The 26,732-nt window shown below is 61.6% G+C and carries 23 protein-coding genes; 14 read left to right on the forward strand and 9 right to left on the reverse strand.

What is annotated here, in order from left to right; all coding sequences use genetic code 11:
* Positions 1-154 precede the first annotated feature (154 nt).
* On the forward strand, positions 155-778 hold the full coding sequence (locus NTD89_RS10875; protein WP_262207557.1) for an HAD family hydrolase: 624 nt from the start codon (positions 155-157) through the stop codon (positions 776-778).
* Here NTD89_RS10875 and NTD89_RS10880 read toward each other — a convergent pair.
* Positions 775-1,680, reverse strand: coding sequence for a LysR family transcriptional regulator (locus NTD89_RS10880; RefSeq protein WP_262207558.1), 906 nt, complete (start codon positions 1,678-1,680; stop codon positions 775-777). The genes NTD89_RS10875 and NTD89_RS10880 overlap by 4 nt on opposite strands.
* Positions 1,681-1,783: 103 nt before the next feature.
* Between NTD89_RS10880 and NTD89_RS10885 the strand changes: the two genes are divergently transcribed.
* Positions 1,784-2,953 (forward strand): aspartate aminotransferase family protein, encoded by a 1,170-nt coding sequence (locus NTD89_RS10885; protein ID WP_262207559.1) that lies wholly within the window; start codon positions 1,784-1,786, stop codon positions 2,951-2,953.
* A 127-nt stretch (positions 2,954-3,080) separates the two neighbouring features.
* Here the strand turns inward: NTD89_RS10885 and punR are convergent, their stop codons facing one another.
* Positions 3,081-3,995 carry a DNA-binding transcriptional activator PunR gene (punR, locus tag NTD89_RS10890; RefSeq protein WP_214246470.1) on the reverse strand — a complete coding sequence of 305 codons (915 nt, stop codon included), beginning with the start codon at positions 3,993-3,995 and terminating at the stop codon, positions 3,081-3,083.
* A 122-nt stretch (positions 3,996-4,117) separates the two neighbouring features.
* On the opposite strand from punR, the gene punC reads away from it, so the two are divergent.
* Entirely contained in the window at positions 4,118-5,302 is a 1,185-nt protein-coding gene (gene punC, locus NTD89_RS10895; RefSeq protein ID WP_262207564.1) for a purine nucleoside transporter PunC, read from the forward strand.
* Positions 5,303-5,431: 129 nt separating this feature from the next.
* On the opposite strand, the gene NTD89_RS10900 is transcribed toward punC, so the two are convergent.
* Complete coding sequence (locus NTD89_RS10900; protein WP_262207565.1) at positions 5,432-6,265, reverse strand: nucleoside-binding protein; 834 nt, start codon at positions 6,263-6,265, stop codon at positions 5,432-5,434.
* Positions 6,266-6,423: 158 nt separating this feature from the next.
* Between NTD89_RS10900 and NTD89_RS10905 the strand changes: the two genes are divergently transcribed.
* Positions 6,424-7,926, forward strand: a complete 1,503-nt coding sequence (locus NTD89_RS10905) for a nucleobase:cation symporter-2 family protein (protein ID WP_262207566.1) — start codon at positions 6,424-6,426, stop codon at positions 7,924-7,926.
* Positions 7,927-8,026: 100 nt separating this feature from the next.
* Here the strand turns inward: NTD89_RS10905 and NTD89_RS10910 are convergent, their stop codons facing one another.
* Positions 8,027-8,959, reverse strand: coding sequence for a proline iminopeptidase-family hydrolase (locus NTD89_RS10910; protein WP_242193883.1), 933 nt, complete (start codon positions 8,957-8,959; stop codon positions 8,027-8,029).
* A gap of 93 nt (positions 8,960-9,052) precedes the next feature.
* A complete protein-coding gene (locus tag NTD89_RS10915) occupies positions 9,053-9,817 on the reverse strand; it encodes a LuxR family transcriptional regulator (protein WP_119739256.1) in 765 nt (254 codons plus the stop codon).
* A gap of 183 nt (positions 9,818-10,000) precedes the next feature.
* On the opposite strand from NTD89_RS10915, the gene NTD89_RS10920 reads away from it, so the two are divergent.
* Genes NTD89_RS10920 through NTD89_RS10945 form a run of 6 tightly spaced genes read left to right on the forward strand, consistent with a single transcriptional unit; the run spans position 10,001 to position 16,157 of the window.
* Positions 10,001-10,888 (forward strand): proline iminopeptidase-family hydrolase, encoded by an 888-nt coding sequence (locus tag NTD89_RS10920; RefSeq protein ID WP_262207568.1) that lies wholly within the window; start codon positions 10,001-10,003, stop codon positions 10,886-10,888.
* Between the two features lie 3 nt (positions 10,889-10,891).
* Complete coding sequence (locus tag NTD89_RS10925; protein ID WP_145163125.1) at positions 10,892-11,839, forward strand: ABC transporter permease; 948 nt, start codon at positions 10,892-10,894, stop codon at positions 11,837-11,839.
* Positions 11,836-12,693 (forward strand): ABC transporter permease, encoded by an 858-nt coding sequence (locus NTD89_RS10930; RefSeq protein ID WP_106576881.1) that lies wholly within the window; start codon positions 11,836-11,838, stop codon positions 12,691-12,693. The genes NTD89_RS10925 and NTD89_RS10930 overlap by 4 nt, the downstream gene beginning before the upstream one ends.
* Complete coding sequence (locus NTD89_RS10935) at positions 12,690-13,646, forward strand: ABC transporter ATP-binding protein (protein WP_262207570.1); 957 nt, start codon at positions 12,690-12,692, stop codon at positions 13,644-13,646. Before NTD89_RS10930 ends, NTD89_RS10935 begins: the two co-directional genes overlap by 4 nt.
* Entirely contained in the window at positions 13,643-14,641 is a 999-nt protein-coding gene (locus tag NTD89_RS10940) for an ABC transporter ATP-binding protein (protein ID WP_262207572.1), read from the forward strand. Before NTD89_RS10935 ends, NTD89_RS10940 begins: the two co-directional genes overlap by 4 nt.
* 1 nt (position 14,642) lies before the next feature.
* Positions 14,643-16,157, forward strand: coding sequence for an ABC transporter substrate-binding protein (locus tag NTD89_RS10945; protein ID WP_262207575.1), 1,515 nt, complete (start codon positions 14,643-14,645; stop codon positions 16,155-16,157).
* 201 nt (positions 16,158-16,358) lie between these two features.
* Here NTD89_RS10945 and NTD89_RS10950 read toward each other — a convergent pair whose 3' ends face one another.
* From NTD89_RS10950 to NTD89_RS10965, 4 genes are all read right to left on the reverse strand, one after another.
* On the reverse strand, positions 16,359-17,099 hold the full coding sequence (locus NTD89_RS10950; RefSeq protein ID WP_262207577.1) for a YciK family oxidoreductase: 741 nt from the start codon (positions 17,097-17,099) through the stop codon (positions 16,359-16,361).
* A gap of 177 nt (positions 17,100-17,276) precedes the next feature.
* The gene (mupP, locus tag NTD89_RS10955) at positions 17,277-17,948 is read right to left on the reverse strand and encodes an N-acetylmuramic acid 6-phosphate phosphatase MupP (RefSeq protein WP_106576876.1); all 672 of its coding nucleotides are present in this window, start codon (positions 17,946-17,948) and stop codon (positions 17,277-17,279) included.
* Positions 17,949-17,952: 4 nt separating this feature from the next.
* On the reverse strand, positions 17,953-18,651 hold the full coding sequence (gene ubiG, locus NTD89_RS10960; RefSeq protein ID WP_262207578.1) for a bifunctional 2-polyprenyl-6-hydroxyphenol methylase/3-demethylubiquinol 3-O-methyltransferase UbiG: 699 nt from the start codon (positions 18,649-18,651) through the stop codon (positions 17,953-17,955).
* A 63-nt stretch (positions 18,652-18,714) separates the two neighbouring features.
* Complete coding sequence (locus NTD89_RS10965) at positions 18,715-20,046, reverse strand: TRZ/ATZ family hydrolase (RefSeq protein WP_262207580.1); 1,332 nt, start codon at positions 20,044-20,046, stop codon at positions 18,715-18,717.
* Between the two features lie 109 nt (positions 20,047-20,155).
* Between NTD89_RS10965 and mtnA the strand changes: the two genes are divergently transcribed.
* The 4 genes from mtnA (at position 20,156) to pheA (ending at position 26,730) form a co-directional block, all read left to right on the forward strand.
* Positions 20,156-21,226 (forward strand): S-methyl-5-thioribose-1-phosphate isomerase, encoded by a 1,071-nt coding sequence (mtnA, locus tag NTD89_RS10970; RefSeq protein WP_262207582.1) that lies wholly within the window; start codon positions 20,156-20,158, stop codon positions 21,224-21,226.
* A gap of 422 nt (positions 21,227-21,648) precedes the next feature.
* Positions 21,649-24,306: a DNA gyrase subunit A gene (gene gyrA / locus NTD89_RS10975; RefSeq protein WP_145163138.1), complete on the forward strand. Its 2,658-nt coding sequence runs from the start codon at positions 21,649-21,651 to the stop codon at positions 24,304-24,306.
* A 244-nt stretch (positions 24,307-24,550) separates the two neighbouring features.
* Positions 24,551-25,636, forward strand: coding sequence for a 3-phosphoserine/phosphohydroxythreonine transaminase (gene serC / locus NTD89_RS10980; protein ID WP_145163139.1), 1,086 nt, complete (start codon positions 24,551-24,553; stop codon positions 25,634-25,636).
* Positions 25,636-26,730, forward strand: a complete 1,095-nt coding sequence (pheA, locus tag NTD89_RS10985) for a prephenate dehydratase (protein WP_053132458.1) — start codon at positions 25,636-25,638, stop codon at positions 26,728-26,730. The genes serC and pheA overlap by 1 nt, the downstream gene beginning before the upstream one ends.
* The last annotated feature ends 2 nt before the right edge of the window (positions 26,731-26,732 follow it).

A 26,732-nucleotide genomic window follows, 5' to 3' on the forward strand; every position in this document is an offset into this window, starting at 1 on the left:
CCCCCACACCCCCCCCCCCCCCCCCCCCCCCCCCCCCCGCTCCCACATTTGCTTTGTGTGAATTCAAAACCCTCCTGCAAGCCATCGCGCTCCCGCCACTGCCCTTAATCTGCCAGACTCCTACGGCTATCAAGCCACGCTAACGGAGGATCTGATGACGATTCGTGCAGTAGTTTTTGATTTCGGCGGTGTCCTGTTCGACTGGAACCCGCACCACCTGTACCGCCAGCTGATTGCCGACGATCACGAGCGGCAACACTTTCTCGACACCATTTGCACCCAAGCCTGGAACACCGAGCAGGACGCCGGTCGCAGCCTGGCCGAAGGCACTCGCCACCTGATCGAGCAGTACCCGGAACACGAACCCTTGATCCAGGCCTATTACGACCGTTGGCACGAAATGCTGCGCGGCGCGTTGCCCGAAGGTGTGGCGATTCTCGAGGCGTTGCATCAAGCCGATATGCCGCTGTTCGGGCTGACCAACTGGTCGGCTGAAACCTTTCCCTATGCGCGGGCCAATTACCCGTTCCTGCAGTATTTGCGCGACATTGTGGTCTCCGGCGAGTTGAAGCAAATCAAGCCGGACGCGGCGATTTATCACGCGAGCCTCGGCCAGGTGCGCGCCCATTTGCCGGATATTCAACCGGGCGAAGTGGTGTTTATCGACGACGTGGCGGGCAATGTCGAGGCCGCCGTGGCCCTCGGTTGGCAAGGCATCCATCACGTGTCGGCCGAGCGTACCGCGGCGCGCCTGCGGGCGTTGGGCGTGGGCTTCTAGCGCGCCCACTTTTCCATGGCGAAATCCACAAAGGCGCGCAGCTTGGGCAGGCGGTAGCGATCTTGGCGGTAGAGTAGGTGCATGGGGCGGCAGGGCAGCCTGTAAGCGGTTAACAAGGCTACTAACTTGCCGCTCTCCAGGTCCGGTTGCACCAGGGCGTCGGCCAGCATGATGATGCCCATGCCGTTTACGGCCGCCTGGCGCAGGCCCTGCGAGCTGTTGATGGTCAATGACCCGGACACCGGCACCTCCACCTCGCCTTCCTCGCCGGTCAGGCGCCACAGTTTGTCGGAGTCGCGCCAGTTATCGGTCGCCGGGTAGGCGAACGCCAGGCAGTCATGGTGCTGCAGGTCACTGGGTGTCTGCGGCGTGCCGCGGCGTGCCAGGTAATCCGGCGAAGCGCAGAGGGTGAGGGTGTAGGCCTGCATGGGCCGGGCGATCAGGCTGGAGGTTTCCAGCTCGCCAAGACGGATTGCTACGTCAAAGCCGCTGTCGACCAGGTCCATCCGCTCGTTGCTGAGCACCACGTAGAGGTTGATCAGCGGATAGCGTTGGGAAAATTCGCTCAGGGCGGGCGTCAGGCGTTCGGTGCCGAATACCGGTGGCGCGGTGATGCGCAGGTTGCCTTTGGGCGTTTCGCTGTGGGCCTGCTCTGCCAACACTTCAGAGTCGGCCACCAGCCCCAGCACCTCCAGGCAGCGCTGGTAATACTGCCCGCCAAATTCGGTGAGGCTTTGCTTGCGCGTGGTGCGCTTGAGCAAGCTGACACCCAGGCGCTGCTCCAGGGCGCGCAAGTGATTGCCGACCATGGTGGTCGACATCCCGCACTCCTGTGCGGCAGCCGTCATGCTGCCAGTCTCGACCACTTTGACGTACACCGACATTGCCTGGAACAGATCCATTATCAAGCCTTGGTTTAAAGTCATTACAGGAATGCGCAGTTTATCCAGCTCGGGTGGCTAACGATACTGGTGCCATCACCATGATGCACTGGAGCTTGCCACCATGACCGCCGCCTGCCTGATGACCACCTATCAACCCTTGGCCCTGAGCTTCACCCGTGGCCTGGGCACGCGCCTGTGGGACCAGCAGGGCCGTGAATACCTCGACGCGGTGGCTGGTGTGGCGGTGACCAATGTTGGGCATTCCCACCCTCGGCTGGTGACGGCGATCAGTGAACAGGCGGGCCTGTTGCTGCACACCTCCAACCTCTACAGCATTGATTGGCAGCAACGGCTGGCCCAGCGCCTGGCACAGTTGTCTGGCCTTGACCGTGCGTTTTTCAACAACTCCGGCGCCGAAGCCAACGAAACAGCGCTGAAACTCGCACGGCTGCATGGCTGGAAAAAGGGCATCGAAGAGCCGCTGGTGGTCGTGATGGAGAATGCGTTTCACGGGCGCACCCTCGGCACCATGGCGGCCAGCGACGGGCCATCGGTGCGCCTGGGGTTTCAGCGCTTGCCGGGGGATTTTCTCAAGGTCGGGTTTGGCGACCTGGCAGCGCTGGAAGCCATCACTCAACACTTCGGCGCGCGCATTGCCGCGGTGCTGCTGGAACCGATCCAGGGCGAAAGTGGCGTGCTGCCAGCGCCGCCTGGCTACCTGAAAGCCCTGCGCGAGCATTGCACGCGCCACGGTTGGCTGATGATGCTCGATGAAATCCAGACCGGCATCGGCCGCACCGGCGCCTGGTTTGCGTTCCAGCATGAAGGCATCGTGCCGGACGTGATGACGCTGGCCAAAGGCCTTGGCAATGGCGTGCCCATCGGCGCCTGCCTGGCCCGGGCCGCGGTGGCCCAGCTGTTCACACCCGGCAGCCACGGCAGCACATTCGGCGGCAACCCGCTGGCCTGCCGCGTGGGCTGCACCGTGCTGGACATTATTGAAGAGCAAGGCTTGCTGCAGAACGCCGCGCAACAGGGCGAGCGGCTGTTGGCGCGGCTGCGTGTGGAGTTAAGCGAGCACCCGCAGGTGCTGGCGATTCGCGGGCAAGGCCTGATGGTCGGGATCGAACTGGCACAGCCTTATCGCGATCTGGCCTATCGCGCAGCGCACGAACATGGCCTGCTGATTAACGTGACGCGCGGCAAGATCATCCGCCTGTTGCCGCCGCTGACGCTGGAGGTCAAGGAGGTGGAGATGATCGTAAGGGCCATCGCCCGCCTGCTGGATTGAACCCCGATCAAAATGTGGGAGCTGGCTTGCCTGCGATAGCATCACCTCGGTCTGACATTAAGACCGAGGCGCTTGCATCGCAGGCCAGCCAGCTCCCACACAAGTCCATATCGACTCGGTGTGACTTTCACAGATCTGGGCCATTGAGCCACTCCTGATTCATGGTTTCGGTATCGCCTAGGTACTCCAGCAACCAACTCATCGCCGGCGACAATTTGCTCTGCGCCCAGGCCACGCACGACGGGCTGGCCGGGAACGGCCGGCGCAATTGCAGCGCGACCAGCTCGCCGCGTTCGATCCACGGCAACACCTGATGCGCCGGCGCCATGCCGACGCACAGGCCATCGCGCAGGCAATCAAGCGCCGAGGACCAGTTGGGCACCACCAGCCGGCGTTGGTTATCCAGGGTCCAGGTATCGCGCTTGGGCAGGTTGCGCGAGGTGTCGGTCATGCACAGCGACGCGAACGGCCGCAGTTGATCGTCACTGAGCAAGCCGTCCAGCGCCGCCAGCGGATGCCTGGCGCTGACCACACACAGCCAGTTCAGCAGGCCCATGTCGCGAAAGGTGAAGTGGCTGGCCACCGGCACCGCACTGGTGGCGCCGATCACAATGTCGGTGCGTTCATCGGCCAGCGCATCCCATACGCCGTTGTACACCTCGTACTCCAACAGCAATTCCACCTCGGGAAACTGCCGATAGAAGTCCAGCACCAGCTGCCGACAGCGCTGGGGTTTGACGATGGAGTCCACCGCAACCTTCAATTGGCCGCTCCAGCCATTCGCCACCTGCTGGCACAAACGCCGTGTACCGAGCATTTTTTTCATCACGCCGCGGGCTTCGTCTATAAATAGACGGCCGGCCGGGGTCAGTTCCACGTCTCGATGGCGACGCACAAACAGCGGCACCGCCAGCCATTCCTCAAGCTGACGCACCGTGTAGCTGATGGCCGAAGGCACGCGGTGCAGTTCCTGGGCGGCCGCACTGAAGCTGCCGTGGCGCGCAACGGCATCCACCACATCCAGCGAGTATTCGGACCACATGATGGTTGCCTTCAAAATATTTGATAGATGTGTCCAATTATTATCGCTTCACACCGACACTGTCAGCTTCATAATGGGCGCCAGTCAGCAAATAGTTTGATGGCAAGATCAGCAAGGCTTCAATGAAAAATTCTTTTGGTTTCACGTGGTACCTGGCGGGGCTGAGCATGCTCGGTTATCTCGCCATGGATATGTACTTGCCGGCGTTCGGCGCCATGGGCGAGCAGTTGCAGATCAGTGCGGGCGCCGTGGGCGCGAGCTTAAGTATTTTCCTCGCCGGTTTTGCGGTGGGGCAGTTGTTGTGGGGGCCGTTGTCCGACCGCCTCGGGCGCAAGCCGGTACTGCTGGCGGGCCTGAGCCTGTTTGTAGTGGGTTGCCTGGGCATGTTCTGGGTCCAGACCGCACCGCAACTGCTGGCGTTGCGTTTTATGCAGGCGATTGGCGTGTGTTCTGCGGCGGTGAGCTGGCAGGCACTGGTGATCGACCGATACCCGGCCGACAAGGCCCATCGCGTGTTCGCCAGCATCATGCCGCTGATGTCGCTGTCACCGGCCCTGGCGCCGTTGCTGGGCGCCATGGTGTTGAATCACTTCGGCTGGCAGGCGATCTTCGGTGTACTGCTGGGCGTGTCGCTGCTGTTGCTGCTGCCGACGCTGTTCCTGCGCAAAATGCCGAAACGTCGGGCAGAGGAGGGCGAGCCTTCGCGCCTCGGTTATGGGCAGTTGCTGACCTCTCGCGTGTTCACCGGCAACGTGATGATCTTCGCTGCCTGCTCGGCCAGTTTCTTTGCCTGGCTGACAGCCTCGCCCTTCATCCTGGGCGACATGGGTTACAGCCCGAATGACATCGGCCTGAGCTACGTGCTGCCGACGTTGGCGTTTCTAATTGGTGGTTACAGCTGCCGCAGCGCCTTGCAGCGCTATCAGGGCAAAGCCCTGCTGCCCTGGTTGCTGGTGGCTTATTGCATCAGCATGGTGGCGTTGTACCTGGTTGCCACGTTGACCGTGCCCACCCTGACCACCTTGCTGATTCCGTTCTGCCTGATGGCGCTGGTCAACGGCGCCAGCTACCCGATTGTGGTGGCGAATGCGCTGATGCCGTTTGCGGAAAATTCCGGCAAGGCAGCGGCACTGCAAAACACCTTGCAACTGGGGCTGTGCTTTCTCAGCAGCCTGCTGGTGTCGTCGATGATTGACCAGCCGCTGTTGATTACGGTGATTGTGATGCTGGCGACTGCGCCGTTGGCGGTGTTGGGTTATTGGCTGGCGCGGCCGAAGACGGACGATTCGGAGCTGGCAAACGCCTAAAGCTGAAATGCAATCAAAAATGTGGGAGCTGGCTTGCCTGCGATAGCATCGGCTCGGTGATTCTGAAGTACCGAGGTGTCTGCATCGCAGGCAAGCCAGCTCCCACAGTTGATTGGGTTTCTTCAGTGGCTAGAAGGTGATTTCCATATTCAGCGTTGGCGTAGAGGTCCGAGTCCCCCGGCCGCCGTCCACGCCGAACTTGTTGTGCCAGTACTCGTAACCCACGCCGAGATACAGGTTCGGCTTCACGCTTTTACCCGGCCGCACCGCCACCATCAGCGCGGTGCGCATCAGCGTTTCTGGCGCGGTGTCGCGGCCATGGTAGTCCTCGCCTTTCTCCCCGACGTAATTGATAAAACCCTGGAATTTCGCCGCATGGTTGGCGATGTCGAACGGGCGCATCCACGTCAGGTTGAGCATGTAGGTGTCGTCAAACGTATGGTTTGACTCCTGCGCGCCGGGGATGCCGGTGTGGTTCTTTTCCTTGTAGTACATCAGGCTCAGGTCCAACACACCGACCGTGTTGAACTTCAACGTCGGGCCAATCACCAGTGCGCGCTTTTTGGCTGAGGCGACGTTGTTGTTGCGGTTGGCATCAAAGCCCAGCGTCAGCGCGTAATCCTTGATCAGCCCGGTGCCGAGCGGCACATCAAACACCCGCGAGGCATACAGTTGATGCCGGTAAACGGCATAGACCTCACTGCCGCCATGGTCGGTGCCCTTGCGCGGGTCGTGGCTGTCGGACAGGAACACATCCAGGTTCAGGTAGTTGCTGCCGTATTGGTAGCCACTGGCGTGGGTAAAGCTGTAGATGCGTTTGCTGAAGTCATCGGGGTTATTCGGATTGGTGAAGTGTTGGCCGTAGCGAAATCCCACGCTGTTGTTCATCCATTCCACCGCGACGGCCTCCCCACCGCCGAGGAGGGTCAATGCAACGGTTGCGCCCTGTAATGCCTTTTTCATTGTTTGAGGTCCTCTAGCGTTTTGGCTCATGACGGCCGGTTTGTTTTTGTAACGCCGATGGAGGGTATCTTGTTCGATTGATTGTATACAACTCTATGGACATGCAGTCCAAACATTGCATACAGTGTTCGCACAACAAAAACAGAGAACCCCTCACCATGACTATCCCGAAGGCGTCACCGCAGCGGCCAGAAGATGAGAATCTTGGCGCCGCCGCCAACATGGCTTACGGCCTGCAGCATGTGCTCACCATGTACGGCGGCATCGTTGCCGTGCCGTTGATCGTCGGCCAGGCGGCCGGTTTATCGCCGGCGGATATCGGCCTGTTGATCGCCGCGTCGCTGTTTGCCGGTGGCCTGGCCACGCTGTTGCAGACCCTCGGCCTGCCGTTTTTTGGCTGCCAGCTGCCGCTGGTGCAGGGCGTGTCCTTTGCCGGTGTGGCAACCATGGTGGCGATAGTCGGCAGTGATGGCGCCGGCGGGATACCGGCGATTCTCGGCGCGGTGATGGCCGCGTCGTTTATCGGGTTGCTGATCACGCCGGTGTTCTCACGGATCACCAAGTTTTTTCCGCCGTTGGTCACCGGCATTGTGATCACCACCATTGGCCTCACGCTGATGCCGGTGGCGGCACGCTGGGCCATGGGCGGCAACAGCCGCGCGGCGGACTTCGGCAGCATGGCCAATATCGGCCTCGCGGCGTTGACCCTGGTGCTGGTGTTGCTGCTGAGCAAGATCGGCAGCGCGACAATCTCTCGGCTGTCGATTCTGTTGGCGATGGTGATCGGCACGGTGATCGCGGTGTTTCTGGGCATGGCGGATTTTTCCGGTGTGGCCCAGGGGCCAATGTTCGGTTTCCCCACACCGTTCCATTTCGGCATGCCGACCTTTCAGGTGGCGGCAATTATTTCCATGTGCATCGTGGTGATGGTCACTCTGGTGGAAACCTCGGCAGACATCCTCGCGGTGGGCGAGATCATCGACACCAAGGTCGATTCCAAGCGCCTGGGTAATGGCTTGCGCGCCGACATGCTGTCGAGCATGTTCGCGCCGATCTTCGGTTCATTCACCCAAAGCGCATTCGCCCAGAACGTCGGCCTGGTGGCGGTGACCGGGGTGAAGAGCCGCTTTGTGGTGGCCACGGGCGGGGTGTTTCTGGTGGTGCTGGGGCTGTTGCCGTTTATGGGCCGGGTGATCGCGGCCGTGCCGACGTCGGTGCTCGGCGGCGCCGGGATCGTGCTGTTCGGCACCGTGGCGGCGAGTGGTATTCGCACGCTGTCCAAGGTGGATTACCGCAACAACATGAACCTGATCATCGTGGCCACGTCTATCGGCTTCGGCATGATCCCCATCGCCGCGCCGAACTTTTACGACCACTTCCCAACCTGGTTCGCGACCATTTTCCACTCAGGCATCAGTTCGTCGGCGATCATGGCGATCCTGTTGAACCTGGCGTTCAACCACTTCACTGCGGGTAACTCGGACCAGCAGTCGGTGTTCGTGGCGGGGACTGAGCGCAGTTTGTGCTTCCACGATGTGGCGGCATTGCGCGACGGGGATTACTTCAGCGGCGGCAAGTTGTTTGATGCCGACGGGAGAGAGATTCCGCTGGTGCCGGATGCGCCCAGGAAGGCAGTAAAACCTGAAACCACCGCAGTCTGAAAATGTGCGAGCGGGCTTGCCCGCGAATGCGCTGGGTCAGTCGATATCTTCATTGACTGACACCCCGCATTCGCGAGCAAGCCCGCTCCCACAGCGGAAGTTAGCCCGCCTTGAGGACGTTGTGCGGCACTGAGCACACCTCATCCAGAAACTTGACCACGGTCCCCATGCACGCCTGGCGCTCTTCCACGTGGGGCATGTGGCTGGAATCTTCAAACAGCGCCCAGCGCACGTTCGCGATCTCATCCAGGAACGGCTTGACCACCAGCGGCGTCGCCTCGTCGTGTCGGCCGGAAATCACCAGGGTCGGCACATTGATCGCCGACAGGCGGCCAATCACATTCCAGTCCTTGAGGCTGCCAATCACATGAAACTCGGTCGGGCCGCTCATGGCGTGGTACACCGTCGGGTCGGCGTCCACCGCCGCGAAGGTGCGGGCCACTTCTTCCGGCCACGGGATGACGCGGCACACGTGGTGGTCGTAAAAAATCCGTGAGGCGGCGAGGTATTCCGGGTCCTGGTAGGTGCCGGCCTGTTCGTGTTTGAGCAGGGTTTCATGCACGCCTTCAGGCAGCAGTTTGCGCAGGCGGTTGGCCTCGCTGACCCACGTGCGCATGCAGGTGGGCGAGTTGGCCGGGATAAACGCGCGCAAGCCCTTGGGCTGTAGAATCGCGTGCTCGCTGCCGAGCATGCCGCCCCAGGATTGCCCGAGGATCGCGTAGTTGTCGCTGATCTGCAGGTGGTCCAGCAGGTTGTTCAGCTCTTCAAGGAACAGGCCAATGGTCCAGAACGACGGGTCTTTGTCCGGCAAGTGGGTGGAGCGGCCATTGCCCAGTTGGTCGTAGTGAATCACCGCATGGCCGCTGGCAGCCACGTCTTTAAAGGCGTCGACATAGTCATGGGTGCAGCCGGGGCCGCCGTGGATGATCACCAACGGTGTACGGCCGGTGGTCAGGTCGCCAGTGACGCGGTACCAGGTCTGGTAGGCGCCGAATGCCGCATAACCTTCGCGCACTTTCTCGATGAATTCCATTTCGTACCCTGCTCTGAAAAAAAGGATCAGGGCTACGATAGTCCGCACGTGAAGTTTAAGTAACTAGCAAAACAGCTAGGTTTTGCCCACGGGTCAGTCTTCCAGCAAGCGGTAATGCGTGGCGCGAACCACCGCCTGCACGCGGTTCTTGGCCCCCAACTTGTGCATCGCCGAGGCCAGGTGCAGGGTGACCACCGCCAGCGAGCGGCTCAACTGGGTGGCGATTTCGGCAGCGGTCAGGCCGTCGGCAGCCCATTTCAGGCATTCACGCTCGCGTTTGGTCAGGTGAATATGCGGGTAAGTGCGCAGTTCTTTGCTGAACAGCGGGTAGGCCGCTTCCTGCAGGGCATGGGTGATCAGGCTGAAGTCCGCCAGGGTTTGCTGCGCATCCTTCAACACCGTGCTGGCCTTGCCGGTGCGCAAGCCGGTGAGTGACGCGAAGCCGCCGCGAGGCAGGTGAATCGGCACGCTGACGCCGCAGGTCAGTTGGCGTTCATGCAGGTAAGAGGACACGGGAGCGTGGCAGGGGTCGATGATTTTTTGCAGCGCGGTCTGGGCTTTTGCCTCGTAGGACCATACGAACGGGGACACCGTGCTCAGGGCCAGGTGTTGCACCGGGTCGATCTGGTAAAACCCTTCGCTGCACCATAACGCATGCCAGTCGGGCGGCGTGTTGCGCAGTTCCAGCACCGAGGGCGTGATCAGCGAGCCGTCCTGGTCGATGGGCACCGGCGTGTAGTCGTACACCAGCGCGTCGAAGCCCAGTTGCTGGGCCAGGATAAAGGTATTGTCCATCTGCTCATCCAGGCTCCTGCCCGGCATCAGACGATTATTGAAGGCAGTCAGCCTGGTCAGCATCCGTTCTGCTCCCGAATTCATTTGAATCTCGACTTGCGGCAAGTAGAATGCCACGCCCCGGCGAAGGACTGCCAGGCCAAACCTATAAGAAATACTAGGTTATGGACGCACGGCATCCTCGGTAGTGTTGGCCAGATTAACGGCCGCTACCTGCCAGGCCGATACAACACAAGGAATGTATGCATGTGGCGTGAAATTGCCCCCGACCAGCAGTACAACGTGCAAGTCGATGGCCATAACCTCGTGGTCTACAGCTTTGGCGCTGGCGATGAGGTGCTCTTGTGTCTCAATGGCGGCCCGGGCCTGCCATGTGACTACTTGCGCGACGCCCATGGCTGGCTCAAAGAGCATAACCTGCGAGTGGTTGCATTCGACCAGCTTGGCACTGGCGCATCAGCCAGACCGACTGATGTTTCCTTGTGGGAAATCAGCCGTTATGTCGAAGAAGTCGAAACCGTGCGCCAGGCCCTCGACCTGGGCCGCGTGCACCTGCTCGGGCATTCCTGGGGCGGCTGGCTGGGCATCGAGTACGCCATCCATTACCCCGATGCGCTGAAAAGCCTGATCCTCGAAAACACCGTCGGCGACATTCCGCACCTGTCCCAGGAACTCGAACGCCTGCGCGGCGCCCTCGGCAGCGAAACCGTGGCCATGATGCAGCGTCATGAAGCCATGGGCACTCTGGACCACCCGCAGTACCAGGCCGCCATCACCTTGCTTAATTACCGCCACGTCTGCCGCCTGGACGAATGGCCGGAGCCGGTCAAACGCTCGCTCGGCGACTGGAACATGGGCCCGTACGAAACCATGCAAGGCCCCAACGAATTCCTCTATATCGGCAACCTCAAGGACTGGAACCGCATCCCCGAGATGGCCGAGTTCAACATGCCGATCCTGATCACCACCGGCCAGCACGATGAGCTCACGCCCGCCTGCGCCCATCGCATGAAGCTGGCCGCCAGGCATGCCGAGTTGCACGTGTTCCCCAACAGCAGCCACATGCCTTTTTATGAGGAGCCCCACGCGTACTTCCCGGTGCTGCTGGACTTCCTCGCGCGTCACCGGGGCTGACGGATGAACCTGGCGCGCTACCGTTTTGTGCTGTCCCGGCCGCTGCAATTGCTGCCGGTGCTGTTTGGCATCAGCCTGATCACCTTTGTGCTGGTGCGCTCGATCCCGGGCGACCCGGCCCGGGCCTTGCTCGGCTCGCGCAGTACGCCGGATGCCTTGCTGAAAATCCGCGCCCAATACGGCCTGGATCAGCCGTTGTGGCTGCAATATTTCTACTTCCTGAAGAACCTGCTCAAGGGCGACCTCGGCCAATCGCTGCTGTACAAAGTCGATGCCTTGAAGCTGATCGTCACCCGCATCGAGCCGACCCTGGTGCTGGTGCTTGGCAGCGTGCTGCTGGCGCTGTTGATTGCGCTGCCGCTGGCGACATGGGCGGCGCGCAATAAAGGCGGCTGGGCGGACAACCTGATCCGTGTGTTCACCACTGTCGGCCTGGGCATGCCGGCGTTCTGGCTGGGCTTGATGTTGATTCTGTTGCTGAGTGTGAAGTGGGGCCTGTTCCCGGTGTCTGGCTACGGCCGCACCTGGCTGGACAAGGCCCACCATATGCTGCTGCCGTGCCTGACCATCGCCCTGGCGCTGTCGGCGGTGCTGGTGCGCAACCTGCGCGCGAGCATGCTGATGGAATTGCAGGCCGATCACGTCACCGCCGCGCGGGCGCGTGGGCTGTCCGAGGCCGCCGTGTTCCGTCGGCATGTGTTGCCCAATTCGCTGGTGCCGGCGGTCAACCTGCTGGCGGTGAACATCGGCTGGCTGATCAGCGGCACGGTGGTGATCGAGAGCCTGTTCGCCATTCCCGGTATCGGCCAATTGCTGGTGCGCGGCATTTTCACCCGTGACTACATGGTGGTGCAGGGCGTGGCCATGGTGCTGGCCTGTGCGACGGTGGTGGTCAACTTCGTCGCCGACGTGGTGACGGTGGCCCTCGACCCACGGGTGAACATGCAATGAGCAGCCGCCCACTGATTGCCCCGTGGCGTTTGCGCCTGCGTTTCGGTTTTCGCAATGGCCGGCTGACGGCGGCGTGGGGCCTGCTGATCCTGCTGGTGTGGTTGGCCCTGGCGCTGTTTGCACCCTGGGTCGCACCCTTTGACCCGATTGCGCAGAACACTGACATCAGTTTGCTCGGGCCTAGCCTGGCGCACCCGTTCGGCACGGATAACTACGGGCGAGACATCCTTTCGCGGGTGATCTGGGGCGCGCGCATCGACCTGCAACTGGCCATTGTCGGGGTGATTTTTCCGTTCATGATCGGCACCTTCGTCGGCGCGGTTTCCGGCTACATCGGCGGGCGCTTCGACAGCTTCTGCATGCGCGTGATCGACGTGATCCTGGCATTCCCGTTTCTTGTGCTGATGCTGGCGATCATGGCGATTCTCGGCCCAGGCTTGAAAAGCTTTTATATCGCCATGGCGCTGGTGGGCTGGGTGTCGTATGCGCGGCTGATCCGCTCGCAGATTCTGGTGCTCAAGGAAAGCGAGTTTGCGCTGGCCGCCAAAAGCCTGGGCTTTGGCCATGGGCGCATTCTGTTCCGGCATTTGCTGCCCAATGCCATGTTCGGTTCGATTGTGTTTTCCATGTCTGACGCCGTGCTGGTGCTGCTCAATGGCGCCGCCGTGAGTTACCTGGGCCTGGGCGTGCAACCGCCGACCGCCGAGTGGGGCACGATGGTGGCCGAAGGGCAGGCGTTTATCACCACGGCCTGGTGGATTTGCACCTTTCCGGGCCTGGCCATCGTCACGCTGGCCATGGGCTTCAGCCTGCTCGCCGATGGCGTGGCGCAAGTGTTGGGGGACCGCGCATGAGCCTGCTGCAAGTGCGTGACCTCAGCGTGATCGCCAACAATGCCGGGCGCGATGTCACCTTGGTCGACCGCGTGTCCTTTGACTTGGCCGAGGGTGAAATCCTCGGCCTGGTGGGCGAGAGTGGCTCGGGCAAGACCCTGACCTGTCGCGGGTTGATGCGCCTGCTGCCATCGCCCAACTTGCGCGTGCAAGGCGCTGCTGTGCGCCTGGTCGGGCAGGATCTTTTGACGCTGGACGATGCCGGCATGCGCGCCGTGCGCGGCGGGCAACTGGGCATGATCTTCCAGAACCCCAGCAGCCACCTGGACCCGTTGATGCGCATCGGCGAGCAGATCGCCGAGGGCATTCGCCTGCACCAGGGCGCGTCGAAAAAAGACGCGCGACTGCAAGCCATCGACGTGCTGCGCCAGGTCGGCATTCCCGATCCCAAGGCGCGGGTCGACAACTACCCCCACGAGTTTTCCGGTGGCATGCGCCAGCGCGCGATGATCGCTGTGGCGCTGGGCTGCAACCCGAAAGTGCTGATTGCCGACGAGCCGACCACCGCCCTTGATGTCACCGTGCAGGCGCAAATCCTGCGCCTGTTACTGGAGCTGCGCGACCAGCGCGGCCTGTCGATCATCATGATCACCCACGACCTCGGTGTGGTGGCGCAAACCTGTGATTCCATCGCGGTGATGTACGCCGGGCGCCTGTGTGAGCACGGCAGCAAATACGAGTTGCTGGCCAACCCGCAACACCCGTACACCGCCGGCCTGATTGATTGCCAGCCCGCCCACAGCAGTGGGCACGCGTTGCTGCGCACGATTCCCGGCCAGCCGCCGTTGCTGGACGCACTGCCGCAAGGGTGTCGCTTTAACCCGCGCTGTGCGCAGGCGGGCGCCTTGTGCACGCAGTTGTTGCCGGAAGGCGCGCGGGTGGCGTGTCACTATCCTTTGGGAGACCGATCATGAGCCTGTTGCAGATCAAGGACCTTGAGGTGCGTTTCGCAGCGTCCGGTACCGGTGTGTTCGGCCTTAATAAACAGTGGGTGAGGGCGGTCAATGGTGTCTCGCTGAACCTGGCCGCCGGTGAAACCCTGGGGCTGGTGGGCGAGTCCGGCAGCGGCAAGAGCACGCTCGGCCGGGCGATTCTGCACCTCAACCCGATCAGCGCTGGCCAAGTGCTGTTCGATGGCGTCGACATGGCCCACGGCAGCGCTATTGATATCGCCCGCCTGCGCCATGAAACCGCGATGATCTTCCAGGACCCGTACGCCGCGCTGAACCCGCGCCATACCATCGGCGAAACCCTTGCCGAAGTGTTGCGCGTGCAGCGCAAGGTCGCGCCGCAGCAGATACCGGCCCGCGTGAATGAACTGCTCGATCTGGTCGGCCTGCGCCCCGAATTGGCCAGCCGCAAACCCGGCTCTTTGAGCGGCGGTCAGTGCCAGCGTGTGGGTATCGCGCGGGCGCTGGCGGTGGAACCGCGCTTGATCATCGCCGATGAATGCGTGGCGGCGCTGGATGTGTCGATCCAGGGCCAGATCATCAACCTGTTGCTGGAACTGCAGCAGCGCATGAACCTGGCGATCCTGTTTATCGCCCATGACCTGGCCATCGTGCGGCGCCTGTGCGACCGCGTGGCGGTGATGTACTTGGGCAAAATCGTCGAGGAAGGCCCGGTGGAAGCGGTGTTTACCGCACCGCGCCATCCGTACACGGCGGCGTTGATCGAGGCGATCCCCGAGATCGATCCGCATCGGCCGTTGCCTGCAGAACCTTTGCCCGGTGAGCCGCCGAGCCCGCTGAATTTGCCCACAGGCTGTGCCTTTCACCCGCGTTGCCGGTACGCCCGAACGATGTGTTCCGTGGTGTTGCCGCCGACGCATTTCCTGCACGAGCATCGATACAGTTGCGTGCTTGAAGCGCCATTAACCCTTTCTGCCGTCCTAAACAAGGAGTTATGACATGCAATCCCGCCATTTGAAGTTGCTCGCCGCCGCTACGTTGACCGCGTGGTCCCTTACTGCCGGCCTGGCCCAGGCCGCCGGTGTGCTGACCATCGGCTGCCGTGAAGACAGCACCACGTTCGACCCGATCAAAAGCGCGCAAAACCGCGACACCTGGGTGTTTGCCAACGTCTACGACACGCTGGTGCGCGTGGATAACCTGGGCACCAAGATGGAGCCGGGCCTGGCAGAAAGCTGGGACATTTCCAAGGACGGCCTGACCTACACCTTCAAGCTGCGCGAGGCGAAGTTTTCCGACGGCTCGCCGATCACCGCCGACGACGCAGCGTTCAGCCTGTTGCGTATCCGCGACAACAAGGCCTCGCTGTGGAGCGACCCGTTCAGCCTGATCAACACCGCCAAGGCGTCGGACCCGCACACCCTGGTGGTCACCCTGAAAACTCCGGCTGTGGCCTTTCTCTCGCAATTGGCGTCGCCGACGGTGTCGATCCTGTCGGAAAAAGCCATGACCAAGATGGGCGAAGACGCTTACTCGGAAAACCCGGTGACGTCCGGCGCGTTTACCGTGGACGAGTGGCGCAAGGGCGACCGGGTGATTTTGAAGAAGAACCCGAATTTCTGGCAGGCCAACAACGTGAGCCTGGATGGTGTTGAGTGGGTGTCGGTTACCGACGACAACACGCGCATGCGCATGGTGCAGAACAACGAGCTCGACACGGCGATCTTCGTACCTTTCTCCCGCGTGGAAGAGCTGAAAAAAGACAAGAACGTGGTGATCCACTCCGACCCGTCGACCCGCGAAGACCACTTGCTGATCAACCACTCCCACGGCTTGCTGGCCAAACCGCAAGTGCGCGAGGCGCTGGACATGGCCATCGACAAACAATCGCTGGTCAAGACCGCCACTTACGGTCAGGGCACCGTGGCCTATTCCTACATCCCGAAAGGCTCGCTGTACCACTACGCCAATAACCTGCAACGCCCGTATGACCCGACCGCCGCCAAGAAGCTGCTGGAAGAGGCCGGTGCCAAGGACTTGAAGCTCAACTACGTGGTCAACGCCGGCAACGAAGCCGACGAGCAGATTGCGGTGATCATCAAGGACCAGTTGGCCAAGGTCGGCGTGACCGCCAACCTGCAGAAAGTCGACCCGACCCAAAGCTGGCAGATGCTGGTGGACGGTGAGTACGATGTTTCGGTGATGTACTGGACCAACGACATCCTCGACCCGGACCAGAAAACCACCTTCGTGCTCGGCCACGACACCAACCAGAACTACATGACCCGCTACAAGAACGACAAGGTCAAGGCACTGGTGGCGGCCGCGCGGATCGAGGCTGATCCGGTCAAGCGTGAGCAGATGTACGTCGAGTTGCAGAAGCTGGCGAAACAGGATGTGAACTGGATCGACCTGTACTACAGCCCGTACATCAACATCTCACGCAAGAATGTGAGCAACTTCCTGCAGAACCCGCTGGGGCGTTTCACCTTGGAAGAAGTGGTGAAAAACTAAACTTCTAAACCCAACGCGGGGCGAAACCTGTGGCGAGCGGGCTTGCCCCGCGTTGGGCTGCGAAGCAGCCCCCGTAGAGCCGGCGCGGTCTAATACAGCGATCGTGGTGGCAGGTTTTGGGGCCGCTTCGCAGCCCAGCGCGGGGCAAGCCCGCTCGCCACAACAGCCACTTCCACAGGTTGGTTCGTGGCAGGTCAGCGGTTATTGCGCATCAAACGCCTGCCCATTAATGCCCGCACTGTCCGGCCCCATCAGGTACAGGTACACCGGCATGATATCTTCCGGCGCCGGCCTTTCCATCGGGTTTTCCCCTGGGTATGCCTGAGCGCGCATGCTGGTACGCGTGCCGCCTGGGTTGATGCTGTTGGAACGCACCGACGCGACATCCTCCAGCTCATCGGCCAGGGTTTGCATCAAGCCTTCAGTCGCGAACTTCGACACGCCGTACGCGCCCCAGTAGGCACGGCCCTTGCGCCCGACGCTGCTGGAGGTGAACACCACCGACGCATCCTGGGACAGCTTGAGCAGCGGCAGCAACGTGCTGGTCAGCATGAACATCGCGTTGACGTTGACGTGCATCACCCGCATGAAATTCTCACCGGACAGCTGCTCGATCGGCGTGCGCGGGCCGATGATCGAGGCGTTGTGCAGCAGGCCGTCGAGGCGGCCGAACGCCTTTTCGATCATCGCGGCCAGCTCATCGTATTGATGGGGCAGGGCGGTCTCGAGGTTGAACGGGATCACCACCGGTTGCGGTTGGCCTGCCGCTTCGATTTCGTCATACACCTGAGCCAGGTTGGCTTCGGTTTTGCCCAGCAACAGCACGGTAGCGCCATGGGCGGCGTAGGTTTTTGCCGCCGCCGCGCCAATCCCGCGACCGGCGCCGGTCACCAGGATCACCCGGCCTTTGAGCAGTTCTGGACGTGCGCAGTAATCAAACATAAATAGCCTCGACAGAATTCAAGATGTTGCAGCTCTTGAAGTGGAATCCATTTCAGGTGGGAGCTGGCTTGCCTGCGATAGCAGAGTGCCTGTCTCCAGATGTGCTGGCTGGCAGACCGCTATCGCAGGCAAGCCAGCTCCCACATTGATCTCAGTGTTGGCGAGATCGTCCAACAATCAGCAACTGCACAGTGCGTTATCCAGCACCTTGCGCAGTTCCAGCGGGTGGTCCACCACGACATCGGCGCCCCAGTTGCGGGGGTTGTCGTCCGGGTGGATGTAGCCGAACGTGACCGCTGCGGTACGGGTGCCGGCGTCGCGGCCGGATTCGATATCGCGCAGGTCATCGCCCACGAACAGCACGCTGGCCGGGTCCAGGTCGAGCATCTTGCACGCCAGGATCAGCGGCTCTGGGTCTGGCTTGCTGTTTTTCACGTGGTCCGGGCAGATCAGCAGCGCCGACCGCTCGGCCAGGCCCAGCTGCTGCATGATCGGTTCGGCAAAGCGCAGCGGCTTGTTGGTGACCACGCCCCAGACCAGGTTGGATTTTTCGATGTCCTGCAGCAGTTCTTCCATGCCGTCGAAGAGCTTGCTGTGGATCGCGCAGCCCTTGAGGTAGCGCTCCAGAAACTCCAGGCGCAACGCTTCAAAGCCTGGGGATTCCGGGTCCATCGAGAAGGTCACGGCAACCATCGCCCGTGCGCCGCCGGAGATTTCATCGCGAATGTGCTGGTCGTTGATCGGCGCCAGGCCGCGGTCGGCACGCATCGCCTGGCAGATCGCGATGAAGTCCGGCGCGGTGTCCAGCAATGTACCGTCCATATCGAAGAGAACCGCTCGCAACTTCACAGGCTTACTCCTCGCGCAGGGTCTGGATCATGTAGTTGACGTCAACGTCGTTGGCCAGCTTGTAGTGCTTGGTCAGCGGGTTGTAGGTCAGGCCGATGATGTCTTTGACGGTCAGCCCGGCGTGGCGGCTCCAGGCGCCCAGCTCGGAAGGACGGATGAATTTCTTGAAGTCGTGGGTGCCGCGCGGCAGCAACTTCATGATGTATTCGGCGCCGATGATCGCGAACAGGTAAGCCTTGGGGTTGCGGTTGATGGTGGAGAAGAACACCTGGCCGCCTGGCTTGACCATGCGGAAACAGGCGCGAATCACCGAGGAGGGGTCTGGCACGTGCTCGAGCATCTCAAGGCAGGTGACCACGTCGAACTGCTCGGGCATTTCTTCGGCCAGGGCTTCGGCGGTGATCTGGCGGTATTCCACGCTGACGCCGGATTCCAGCTGGTGCAGTTGCGCGACGGCCAGCGGGGCTTCGCCCATGTCGATGCCCATCACGGTGGCGCCACGCTGGGCCATCGCTTCGCTGAGGATGCCGCCGCCGCAGCCGACGTCGAGTACCTTTTTGCCGGCCAGGTTGACGCGTTCGTCAATCCAGTTGACCCGCAGCGGGTTGATGTCGTGCAGGGGTTTGAACTCGCTTTCGCGGTCCCACCAGCGGTGAGCCAGGGCTTCGAATTTGGCGATTTCGGCGTGGTCGACGTTGCTCATGGTGAATCCTCTAAATCTGATAAATCGGTTTGCAGGTGTTCAAGCGTAGGTGCAAACCCTGCGTTATTCGCTGTGCCCGCTGATGCGTTGGCCCCAGGCAATGGCCGTGGCGGTCAACTGTTGTTCATCCATGCGGGTCAATTGCCGGTCGTCGAGCAACTGCTTGCCGGCGACCCAAAGGTGTTTCACGCAATCGCGTCCGGTGGCATAGATAAGCTGTGAGACCGGATCGTAGATCGGTTGTTGCGCCAGCCCCGAAAGATCAAAGGCCACGATGTCGGCAGCCTTGCCGACCTCAAGTGAGCCAATCTCGCTTTCCAGGCCCATGGCGCGCGCGCCGTTGAGCGTGGCCATGCGCAGGGCGCGGTGGGCGTCCAGGGCGGTGGCCGAACCGGCGACGGCTTTGGCCAGCATGGCGGCGGTACGGGTTTCGCCGAGCAGGTCGAGGTCATTGTTGCTGGCGGCGCCGTCGGTGCCGATCGCCACGTTGACGCCAGCCTGCCACAGACGCTCCACCGGGCAAAAGCCGCTGGCCAGTTTCAGGTTCGATTCCGGGCAATGGATGACGCTGGTGTTGCTTTCTACCAGCAAAGCCAGGTCGTCCTCGCTGATTTGGGTCATATGAACGGCCTGGAAGCGCGGGCCAAGCAGGCCGAGGCGGCCCAGGCGCGCGAGTGGGCGTTCGCCGGTCTGCTCGACGGCCTGCTGCACTTCGAAGGCGGTTTCGTGCACGTGCATATGGATCGAGGCGTCCAGCTCTTCGGCAATTATCCGGATCTTTTCCAGGTTTTCATCGCACACGGTGTACGGCGCGTGGGGCCCGAAGGTGATCCGGATGCGCGGATGGTGCTTGAGGTCGCCGAACAGCTCGATGCCCTGGCGAATCGCCTCGTCGGCCGTGCTGGCGCCGGGAATCGGGAAGTCGAGGATCGGAATCGCGATCTGCGCGCGCATGCCGCTGTTGTGCACGCAGTCGCTGGCGACCTTGGGGTAGAAGTACATGTCGCAGAAGCAGGTGATGCCGCCCTTGAGCTGCTCGGCGATGGCCAGGTCGGTGCCGTCGCGCACGAAGGCTTCATCGACCCACTTGGCTTCGGCGGGCCAGATGTGTTTTTCCAGCCAGGTCATCAGCGGTAAATCGTCGGCCAGCCCGCGAAACAGGCTCATCGCCGCATGGCCGTGGGCGTTGATCAAGCCCGGGCTGAGCAGCATGCCCGGCAGCTCGCGCACCTCGGTGGCGGCCAGCTTGAATGCCGCGGCCCGTGGCCCGATAAAGGCGATGCGACCATCGCGGATGCCCAGGCCATGTTCCTTGAGCACCACGCCGGCAGGTTCGACAGGTACCAGCCAGGTCGGCAGCAGCAATAAGTCGAGCGGGGCGGCAGTGGAGGTCATCGCAGGCTTCTTCCCGGGCAGCTATAAAAGAAGGGCGAAGTATACCCGAGCGTCCTGGCTGGCGGATCGCTATAATCGGCGGCTTTTGTTCATGAGTGCGGGGTAAGGGATGCGCGAGCGACTGTTAGCAGCGGAGAAAGTGAAAGCCATCGAATGGCGTGATGGCGCGCTGCACCTGCTCGATCAGCGTGCCTTGCCGTCTCGGGAAACCTGGGTTGCCTGCACCTCTGTGGCTGAAGTGGCCGATGCCATACGCACGATGGTGGTGCGCGGCGCGCCGGCCATTGGTATCAGCGCCGCCTATGGCCTGGTGCTCGCCGCGCGTGAACGCATCGCTGAAGGCGGCGACTGGCAGGCCGCGTGGGAAGAAGACTACGCGCTGTTGGCTGATAGCCGGCCGACAGCCGCGAACCTGTTCTGGGCCTTGAAGCGCATGCGCGATCGCCTGGACCGCATCAAGAAGCACGCCGACCCGGTGGCGGCGCTGGAGGCGGAAGCGATTGCGATCCATGAAAGTGATCGGGAGGCCAATGTGGTCATGGCCCAGTTGGGCCTCGAGCGGATTCGCAAGCACCAGGGCAACGCCCAGGCGATCCTGACCCACGGCAATGCCGGCGCACTGGCCACAGGCGGCGTCGGCACGGCCCTCGGGGTGGTTCGCGCCGCGTTTCTGGAGGGGTTGGTCGAGCATGTCTATGTCAACGAGACGCGCCCTTGGCTGCAAGGTTCGCGGCTGACGGCGTGGGAGCTGGCAGGCGAGGGTATTGCGGCGACGGTGAATGCTGACTCGGCTGGCGCGCATATCCTCAAGACCAAGGGCGTGACCTGGGTGATCGTCGGCGCCGACTGCATTGCCGCCAACGGTGATGTGATCGGCACGATCGGCACGTACCAGTTGGCCGTGTGCGCGATGCACCATGGCGTGCGCTTTATGGTGGTGGCGCCAAGCTCGACACTCGATTTGATGATGGCCACGGGTGAAGACGTCGCTTTGGAGGAGCGTGATCCCGGTGAGTTGCTGGAGGTCATGGGGCAACGGTTGGACGTGGCCGCTTTGAATCCCGTGTTCGACGTAACCCCGGCTGATCTGATTGATGTGATCGTGACCGAAAAAGGCATCGTCGAACGCCCGGACACCGCCAAGCTGGCCAAGTTGATGTGCCGTAAGCGCCTGCATTGAGGGGTTGGCGACTGTCAGACGGCTATCGGGGGCAAGCCCCCTCCCACATTTTGACTGTGTTCACACTTCGAGTGTGGGAGGGGGCTTGCCCCCGATTGGCCTTATAAGTCAATAAAACCCTTGGATCTGCCCTCAAAAAACAGCACCACCCTACCTCTGAGCCCCTCTCGTCGCCCTCAGGCCCGTCATCCGTCAACTAACTATGCTCCATGCGCATCTGGGGGATAGGTGCGTGGCGGCGATTGTGATAACATCCGGCGGTTTCCAGGGCTGCCTCAAGGGGCTGCCCATAACGTGCAGATCCGTGTCATAACTCGTTGATTTGTCGTAAGTCGTTGTCAGGCACTCTGCCGGCAGCGGCGAGCTTCGTTCGTCCCATAGGATGTGACGAGGTTTCACCCGAAAAAGGAATCAGGCTTCTCATGGGCGAACTGGCCAAAGAAATCCTCCCGGTCAATATCGAAGACGAGCTGAAACAGTCCTACCTCGACTACGCGATGAGCGTAATTGTCGGTCGAGCACTGCCTGATGCGCGCGATGGCTTGAAGCCCGTGCACCGGCGTGTGCTGTTCGCGATGAGCGAGCTGGGTAACGACTGGAACAAGCCGTACAAGAAATCTGCCCGTGTTGTCGGTGACGTGATCGGTAAGTATCACCCTCACGGCGACACTGCGGTGTACGACACCATCGTTCGGATGGCGCAGCCGTTTTCCCTGCGCTACCTGCTGGTAGACGGCCAGGGCAACTTCGGTTCGGTCGACGGCGACAACGCTGCGGCCATGCGATACACCGAAGTGCGCATGACCAAGCTGGCGCACGAGCTGCTGGCCGACCTGCACAAAGAAACCGTGGACTGGGTGCCGAACTACGACGGCACCGAAATGATCCCGGCCGTCATGCCGACCAAGATCCCCAACCTGCTGGTCAACGGCTCCAGCGGTATCGCCGTCGGCATGGCGACCAACATCCCGCCACACAACCTCGGTGAAGTCATCGACGGTTGCCTGGCCCTCATCGACAACCCTGAGCTGACCGTCGATGAGCTGATGCAATACATCCCCGGTCCGGACTTCCCGACCGCCGCGATCATCAACGGTCGCGCCGGCATCATCGAAGCCTACCGCACCGGTCGCGGCCGCATTTACATGCGCGCCCGCTCGATCATCGAAGACATCGACAAGGTCGGTGGCCGTCAGCAGATCGTCATCACCGAACTGCCTTACCAGTTGAACAAGGCGCGTCTGATCGAGAAGATCGCCGAGCTGGTTAAAGAGAAGAAGCTGGAAGGCATCACCGAGCTGCGCGACGAGTCCGACAAAGACGGTATGCGCGTAGTGATCGAACTGCGTCGTGGCGAAGTGCCTGAGGTGATCCTCAACAACCTCTATGCCCAGACCCAGCTGCAAAGCGTGTTTGGCATCAACGTGGTTGCACTGATCGACGGCCGTCCGCGCATCCTGAACCTCAAGGATCTGCTGGAAGCCTTCGTGCGTCACCGCCGCGAAGTGGTTACCCGCCGTACCGTGTTCGAACTGCGTAAAGCGCGCGAACGTGGTCACATCCTGGAAGGCCAGGCCGTTGCCCTGTCGAACATCGACCCGGTCATCGCCCTGATCAAGGCTTCGCCGACGCCGTCGGAAGCTAAAGAAGCGCTGATCAAGATGCCGTGGGAATCCAGCGCCGTTGTGGCGATGGTTGAGCGCGCCGGCGCCGATTCGTGCCGCCCCGAGACCCTCGACCCGCAATACGGTCTGCGTGACGGCAAGTACTTCCTGTCGCCGGAACAGGCCCAGGCCATTCTGGAACTGCGCCTGCACCGCCTGACCGGTCTGGAGCACGAGAAGCTGCTGGCCGAGTACCAGGAAATCCTCAACCAGATCGGCGAGTTGATCCGCATCCTCAGCAGCGCCGTGCGCCTGATGGAAGTGATCCGCGAAGAACTGGAAGTGATCCGCGCCGAATACGGCGATGTGCGTCGCACCGAAATCCTTGATGCGCGCCTCGACCTGACCCTGGGTGACATGATCCCGGAAGAAGAGCGCGTGGTGACCATCTCCCACGGTGGCTATGCCAAAACCCAGCCGTTGGCTGCGTACCAGGCCCAGCGTCGTGGTGGTAAAGGCAAATCGGCTACCGGCGTGAAGGATGAGGACTACATTGCTCACCTGCTGGTCGCCAACAGCCACACCACGCTGCTGCTGTTCTCCAGCAAAGGCAAAGTGTACTGGCTGAAAACCTACGAAATCCCGGAAGCCTCGCGTGCCGCCCGTGGTCGCCCGTTGGTCAACCTGCTGCCGCTGGACAGTGATGAATACATCACCACCATGCTGCCGGTCGAGGAATACACCGAAGGTCACTTCATCTTCATGGCCACCGCCAAAGGCACCGTGAAGAAGACCCCGCTGGAATCCTTCAGCCGTCAGCGCAGCGTGGGCCTGATCGCCCTGGAGCTGGACGAAGGCGACGTGCTGATCTCCGCTGCCATCACCGACGGCGAGCGTGAAGTCATGCTGTTCTCCGACGGCGGCAAAGTAACGCGCTTCAAGGAATCCGACGTGCGTGCCATGGGCCGTACCGCCCGCGGTGTGCGCGGCATGCGTCTGCCAGAAGGGCAGAAGCTGATTTCGATGCTGATTCCGGAAGAAGGCAGCCAGATCCTCACCGCTTCGGCGCGTGGTTATGGCAAGCGCACGGCGATCACCGAGTTCCCGGAGTACAAGCGTGGCGGCCAGGGCGTTATCGCCATGGTCAGCAACGATCGCAACGGCCGTCTGGTCGGCGCGGTCCAGGTGCTCGATGGCGAGGAAATCATGCTGATTTCCGACCAGGGCACCCTGGTGCGTACCCGTGTGGCCGAAGTGTCGAGCCTGGGCCGTAACACCCAGGGTGTGACCCTGATCAAGCTGGCCAAGGATGAAAAACTGGTCGGCCTGGAGCGTGTGCAGGAACCGTCGGAAGTTGAAGGCGAAGAGCTGGAAGAAGGTGAAGAGTTCGACGGCGAGGTGATCGCAGCTGGCGATGACAACGTCGACGAGCCAACCCTCGATGCTGCCGCAGACGAAGAAGAACCGCAGGAATAAGCGGACACACAGGGGGCGGATGAAGATTCGCCCCCTTGTTGTTTGTCCCCTTTGAAATACAAGTCCTTTGTCCGGACTCGGTCCATGTGGGAGCTGGCTTGCCTGCGATACAGGCACCTCGGTAGTTCAAGTGATACCGCGGTGATGCCATCGCAGGCAAGCCAGCTCCCACAGAGGTTCGCTCCAGAAAAGGGACGTTGCCAAACATGATTGCAGCCCCAACCAGATCAGAGTGAGATTGGATGTGAGCAAGAGAGCCTATAACTTCTGTGCCGGTCCCGCGGCGCTTCCTGAAGCAGTCCTGCAGCGCGCGCAGGGTGAACTCCTCGACTGGCATGGAAAAGGCCTCTCCGTGATGGAAATGAGCCATCGCAGCGATGAGTTCGTGTCCATTGCCACCAAGGCCGAGCAGGATCTGCGCGACTTGCTGGACATCCCCTCCCACTACAAAGTGCTGTTCCTGCAAGGCGGCGCCAGCCAGCAGTTTGCTCAACTGCCGCTTAACCTGCTGCCCGAAGACGGCACGGCCGACTATATCGACACCGGTATCTGGGGCCAGAAGGCCATTGAAGAGGCCTCGCGTTACGGTCACGTCAACGTGGCGGGCACAGCCAAGCCTTACGACTACTTCGCCATCCCTGGTCAGAACGAGTGGAAGCTCTCGAAAGACGCGGCCTATGTTCACTACGTAGCGAACGAAACCATCGGCGGCCTGGAGTTCGACTGGGTGCCGGAAGTGGGCGATGTGCCGTTGGTGTGCGACATGTCCTCGGACATCCTCTCGCGCCCGATCGATGTGTCCAAGTACGGCATGATCTACGCCGGGGCGCAGAAGAACATCGGCCCGAGCGGCATCCTGGTCAACATCATCCGTGAAGACCTGCTGGGTCGCGCTCGTTCGGTGTGCCCGACCATGCTCAACTACAAGGTCGCGGCCGATAACGGCTCGATGTATAACACGCCGCCGGCGTTCGCCTGGTACCTGTCTGGCCTGGTGTTCGAGTGGCTCAAAGAGCAGGGCGGTGTCGCCGCCATGGGCAAGCTCAACGAAGAGAAGAAGCGCACCCTGTACGACTTCATCGACGCCAGCGGCCTGTACAGCAACCCGATCAACCTGACCGACCGCTCGTGGATGAACGTGCCGTTCCGTCTGGCTGATGATCGCCTGGACAAGCCTTTCCTGGCCGGCGCCGACGAGCGCGGCCTGCTGAACCTCAAGGGCCACCGTTCGGTCGGTGGCATGCGCGCCTCCATCTACAACGCTGTCGACATCAACGCGATCCACGCGCTGGTTGCCTACATGGCAGAGTTCGAAAAGGAACACGGCTAATGTCTGAGCAAGAACTCAAGGCCCTGCGTGTACGCATTGACAGCCTGGACGAGAAAGTCCTGGAGCTGATCAGTGAGCGCGCGCGGTGCGCCCAGGAAGTGGCACGGGTAAAAATGGCGTCCCTGGCTGAAGGCGAAGTACCGGTTTTCTACCGGCCTGAGCGTGAAGCGCAGGTGCTCAAGCGCGTGATGGAGCGCAACAAGGGGCCATTGGGCAACGAAGAAATGGCGCGGTTGTTCCGTGAAATCATGTCCTCGTGCCTGGCGCTGGAGCAGCCGCTCAAAGTGGCTTACCTCGGCCCTGAAGGCACCTTCACGCAAGCGGCGGCCATGAAACATTTCGGCCACGCAGTGATCAGCAAGCCAATGGCGGCGATTGACGAAGTGTTCCGTGAAGTGGCGGCCGGTGCGGTGAACTTTGGCGTGGTGCCGGTGGAAAACTCCACCGAAGGCGCGGTCAACCACACGCTGGACAGCTTCCTTGAGCACGACATGGTGATTTGCGGCGAAGTCGAGCTGCGTATCCACCACCACCTGCTGGTGGGCGAGAGCACCAAGACCGACAGCATTAGCCGCATCTACTCCCACGCCCAATCCCTGGCCCAGTGCCGCAAGTGGCTGGACGCGCATTACCCGAATGTCGAGCGCGTGGCGGTGTCCAGCAACGCCGAAGCGGCCAAGCGGGTCAAGGGGGAGTGGAATTCGGCGGCAATCGCCGGCGATATGGCAGCGGGCCTGTATGGCCTGACGCGCCTGGCCGAGAAAATCGAGGACCGCCCGGACAACTCCACGCGCTTCTTGATGATTGGCAGCCAGGAAGTGCCGCCGACCGGCGACGACAAGACTTCGATCATTGTCTCCATGAGCAACAAGCCCGGCGCGCTGCATGAGCTGCTGGTGCCGTTCCACGACAACGGGATTGACCTGACGCGAATCGAGACACGTCCTTCGCGCAGCGGTAAATGGACTTATGTGTTCTTTATCGACTTCATCGGCCATCACCGCGACCCACTGGTCAAGGGCGTGCTGGAGAAAATCAGTCAGGAAGCCGTGGCACTCAAGGTGCTGGGCTCTTACCCGAAAGCGGTTTTGTGAGG

This window comes from Pseudomonas sp. 14P_5.3_Bac1, from assembly GCF_025466135.1.
GTDB lineage: Bacteria > Pseudomonadota > Gammaproteobacteria > Pseudomonadales > Pseudomonadaceae > Aquipseudomonas.

What these genes read in the sequence shown, in the direction of transcription:
- NTD89_RS10875 (WP_262207557.1), top strand. Translation starts at nt 155, where the DNA reads ATGACGATTCGTGCAGTAGTTTTTGATTTCGGCGGTGTCCTGTTCGAC.
- NTD89_RS10880 (WP_262207558.1), bottom strand. Translation starts at nt 1,680, where the DNA reads ATGGATCTGTTCCAGGCAATGTCGGTGTACGTCAAAGTGGTCGAGACT.
- NTD89_RS10885 (WP_262207559.1), top strand. Translation starts at nt 1,784, where the DNA reads ATGACCGCCGCCTGCCTGATGACCACCTATCAACCCTTGGCCCTGAGC.
- punR (WP_214246470.1), bottom strand. Translation starts at nt 3,995, where the DNA reads ATGTGGTCCGAATACTCGCTGGATGTGGTGGATGCCGTTGCGCGCCAC.
- punC (WP_262207564.1), top strand. Translation starts at nt 4,118, where the DNA reads ATGAAAAATTCTTTTGGTTTCACGTGGTACCTGGCGGGGCTGAGCATG.
- NTD89_RS10900 (WP_262207565.1), bottom strand. Translation starts at nt 6,265, where the DNA reads ATGAAAAAGGCATTACAGGGCGCAACCGTTGCATTGACCCTCCTCGGC.
- NTD89_RS10905 (WP_262207566.1), top strand. Translation starts at nt 6,424, where the DNA reads ATGACTATCCCGAAGGCGTCACCGCAGCGGCCAGAAGATGAGAATCTT.
- NTD89_RS10910 (WP_242193883.1), bottom strand. Translation starts at nt 8,959, where the DNA reads ATGGAATTCATCGAGAAAGTGCGCGAAGGTTATGCGGCATTCGGCGCC.
- NTD89_RS10915 (WP_119739256.1), bottom strand. Translation starts at nt 9,817, where the DNA reads ATGCTGACCAGGCTGACTGCCTTCAATAATCGTCTGATGCCGGGCAGG.
- NTD89_RS10920 (WP_262207568.1), top strand. Translation starts at nt 10,001, where the DNA reads ATGTGGCGTGAAATTGCCCCCGACCAGCAGTACAACGTGCAAGTCGAT.
- NTD89_RS10925 (WP_145163125.1), top strand. Translation starts at nt 10,892, where the DNA reads ATGAACCTGGCGCGCTACCGTTTTGTGCTGTCCCGGCCGCTGCAATTG.
- NTD89_RS10930 (WP_106576881.1), top strand. Translation starts at nt 11,836, where the DNA reads ATGAGCAGCCGCCCACTGATTGCCCCGTGGCGTTTGCGCCTGCGTTTC.
- NTD89_RS10935 (WP_262207570.1), top strand. Translation starts at nt 12,690, where the DNA reads ATGAGCCTGCTGCAAGTGCGTGACCTCAGCGTGATCGCCAACAATGCC.
- NTD89_RS10940 (WP_262207572.1), top strand. Translation starts at nt 13,643, where the DNA reads ATGAGCCTGTTGCAGATCAAGGACCTTGAGGTGCGTTTCGCAGCGTCC.
- NTD89_RS10945 (WP_262207575.1), top strand. Translation starts at nt 14,643, where the DNA reads ATGCAATCCCGCCATTTGAAGTTGCTCGCCGCCGCTACGTTGACCGCG.
- NTD89_RS10950 (WP_262207577.1), bottom strand. Translation starts at nt 17,099, where the DNA reads ATGTTTGATTACTGCGCACGTCCAGAACTGCTCAAAGGCCGGGTGATC.
- ubiG (WP_262207578.1), bottom strand. Translation starts at nt 18,651, where the DNA reads ATGAGCAACGTCGACCACGCCGAAATCGCCAAATTCGAAGCCCTGGCT.
- NTD89_RS10965 (WP_262207580.1), bottom strand. Translation starts at nt 20,046, where the DNA reads ATGACCTCCACTGCCGCCCCGCTCGACTTATTGCTGCTGCCGACCTGG.
- mtnA (WP_262207582.1), top strand. Translation starts at nt 20,156, where the DNA reads ATGCGCGAGCGACTGTTAGCAGCGGAGAAAGTGAAAGCCATCGAATGG.
- gyrA (WP_145163138.1), top strand. Translation starts at nt 21,649, where the DNA reads ATGGGCGAACTGGCCAAAGAAATCCTCCCGGTCAATATCGAAGACGAG.
- pheA (WP_053132458.1), top strand. Translation starts at nt 25,636, where the DNA reads ATGTCTGAGCAAGAACTCAAGGCCCTGCGTGTACGCATTGACAGCCTG.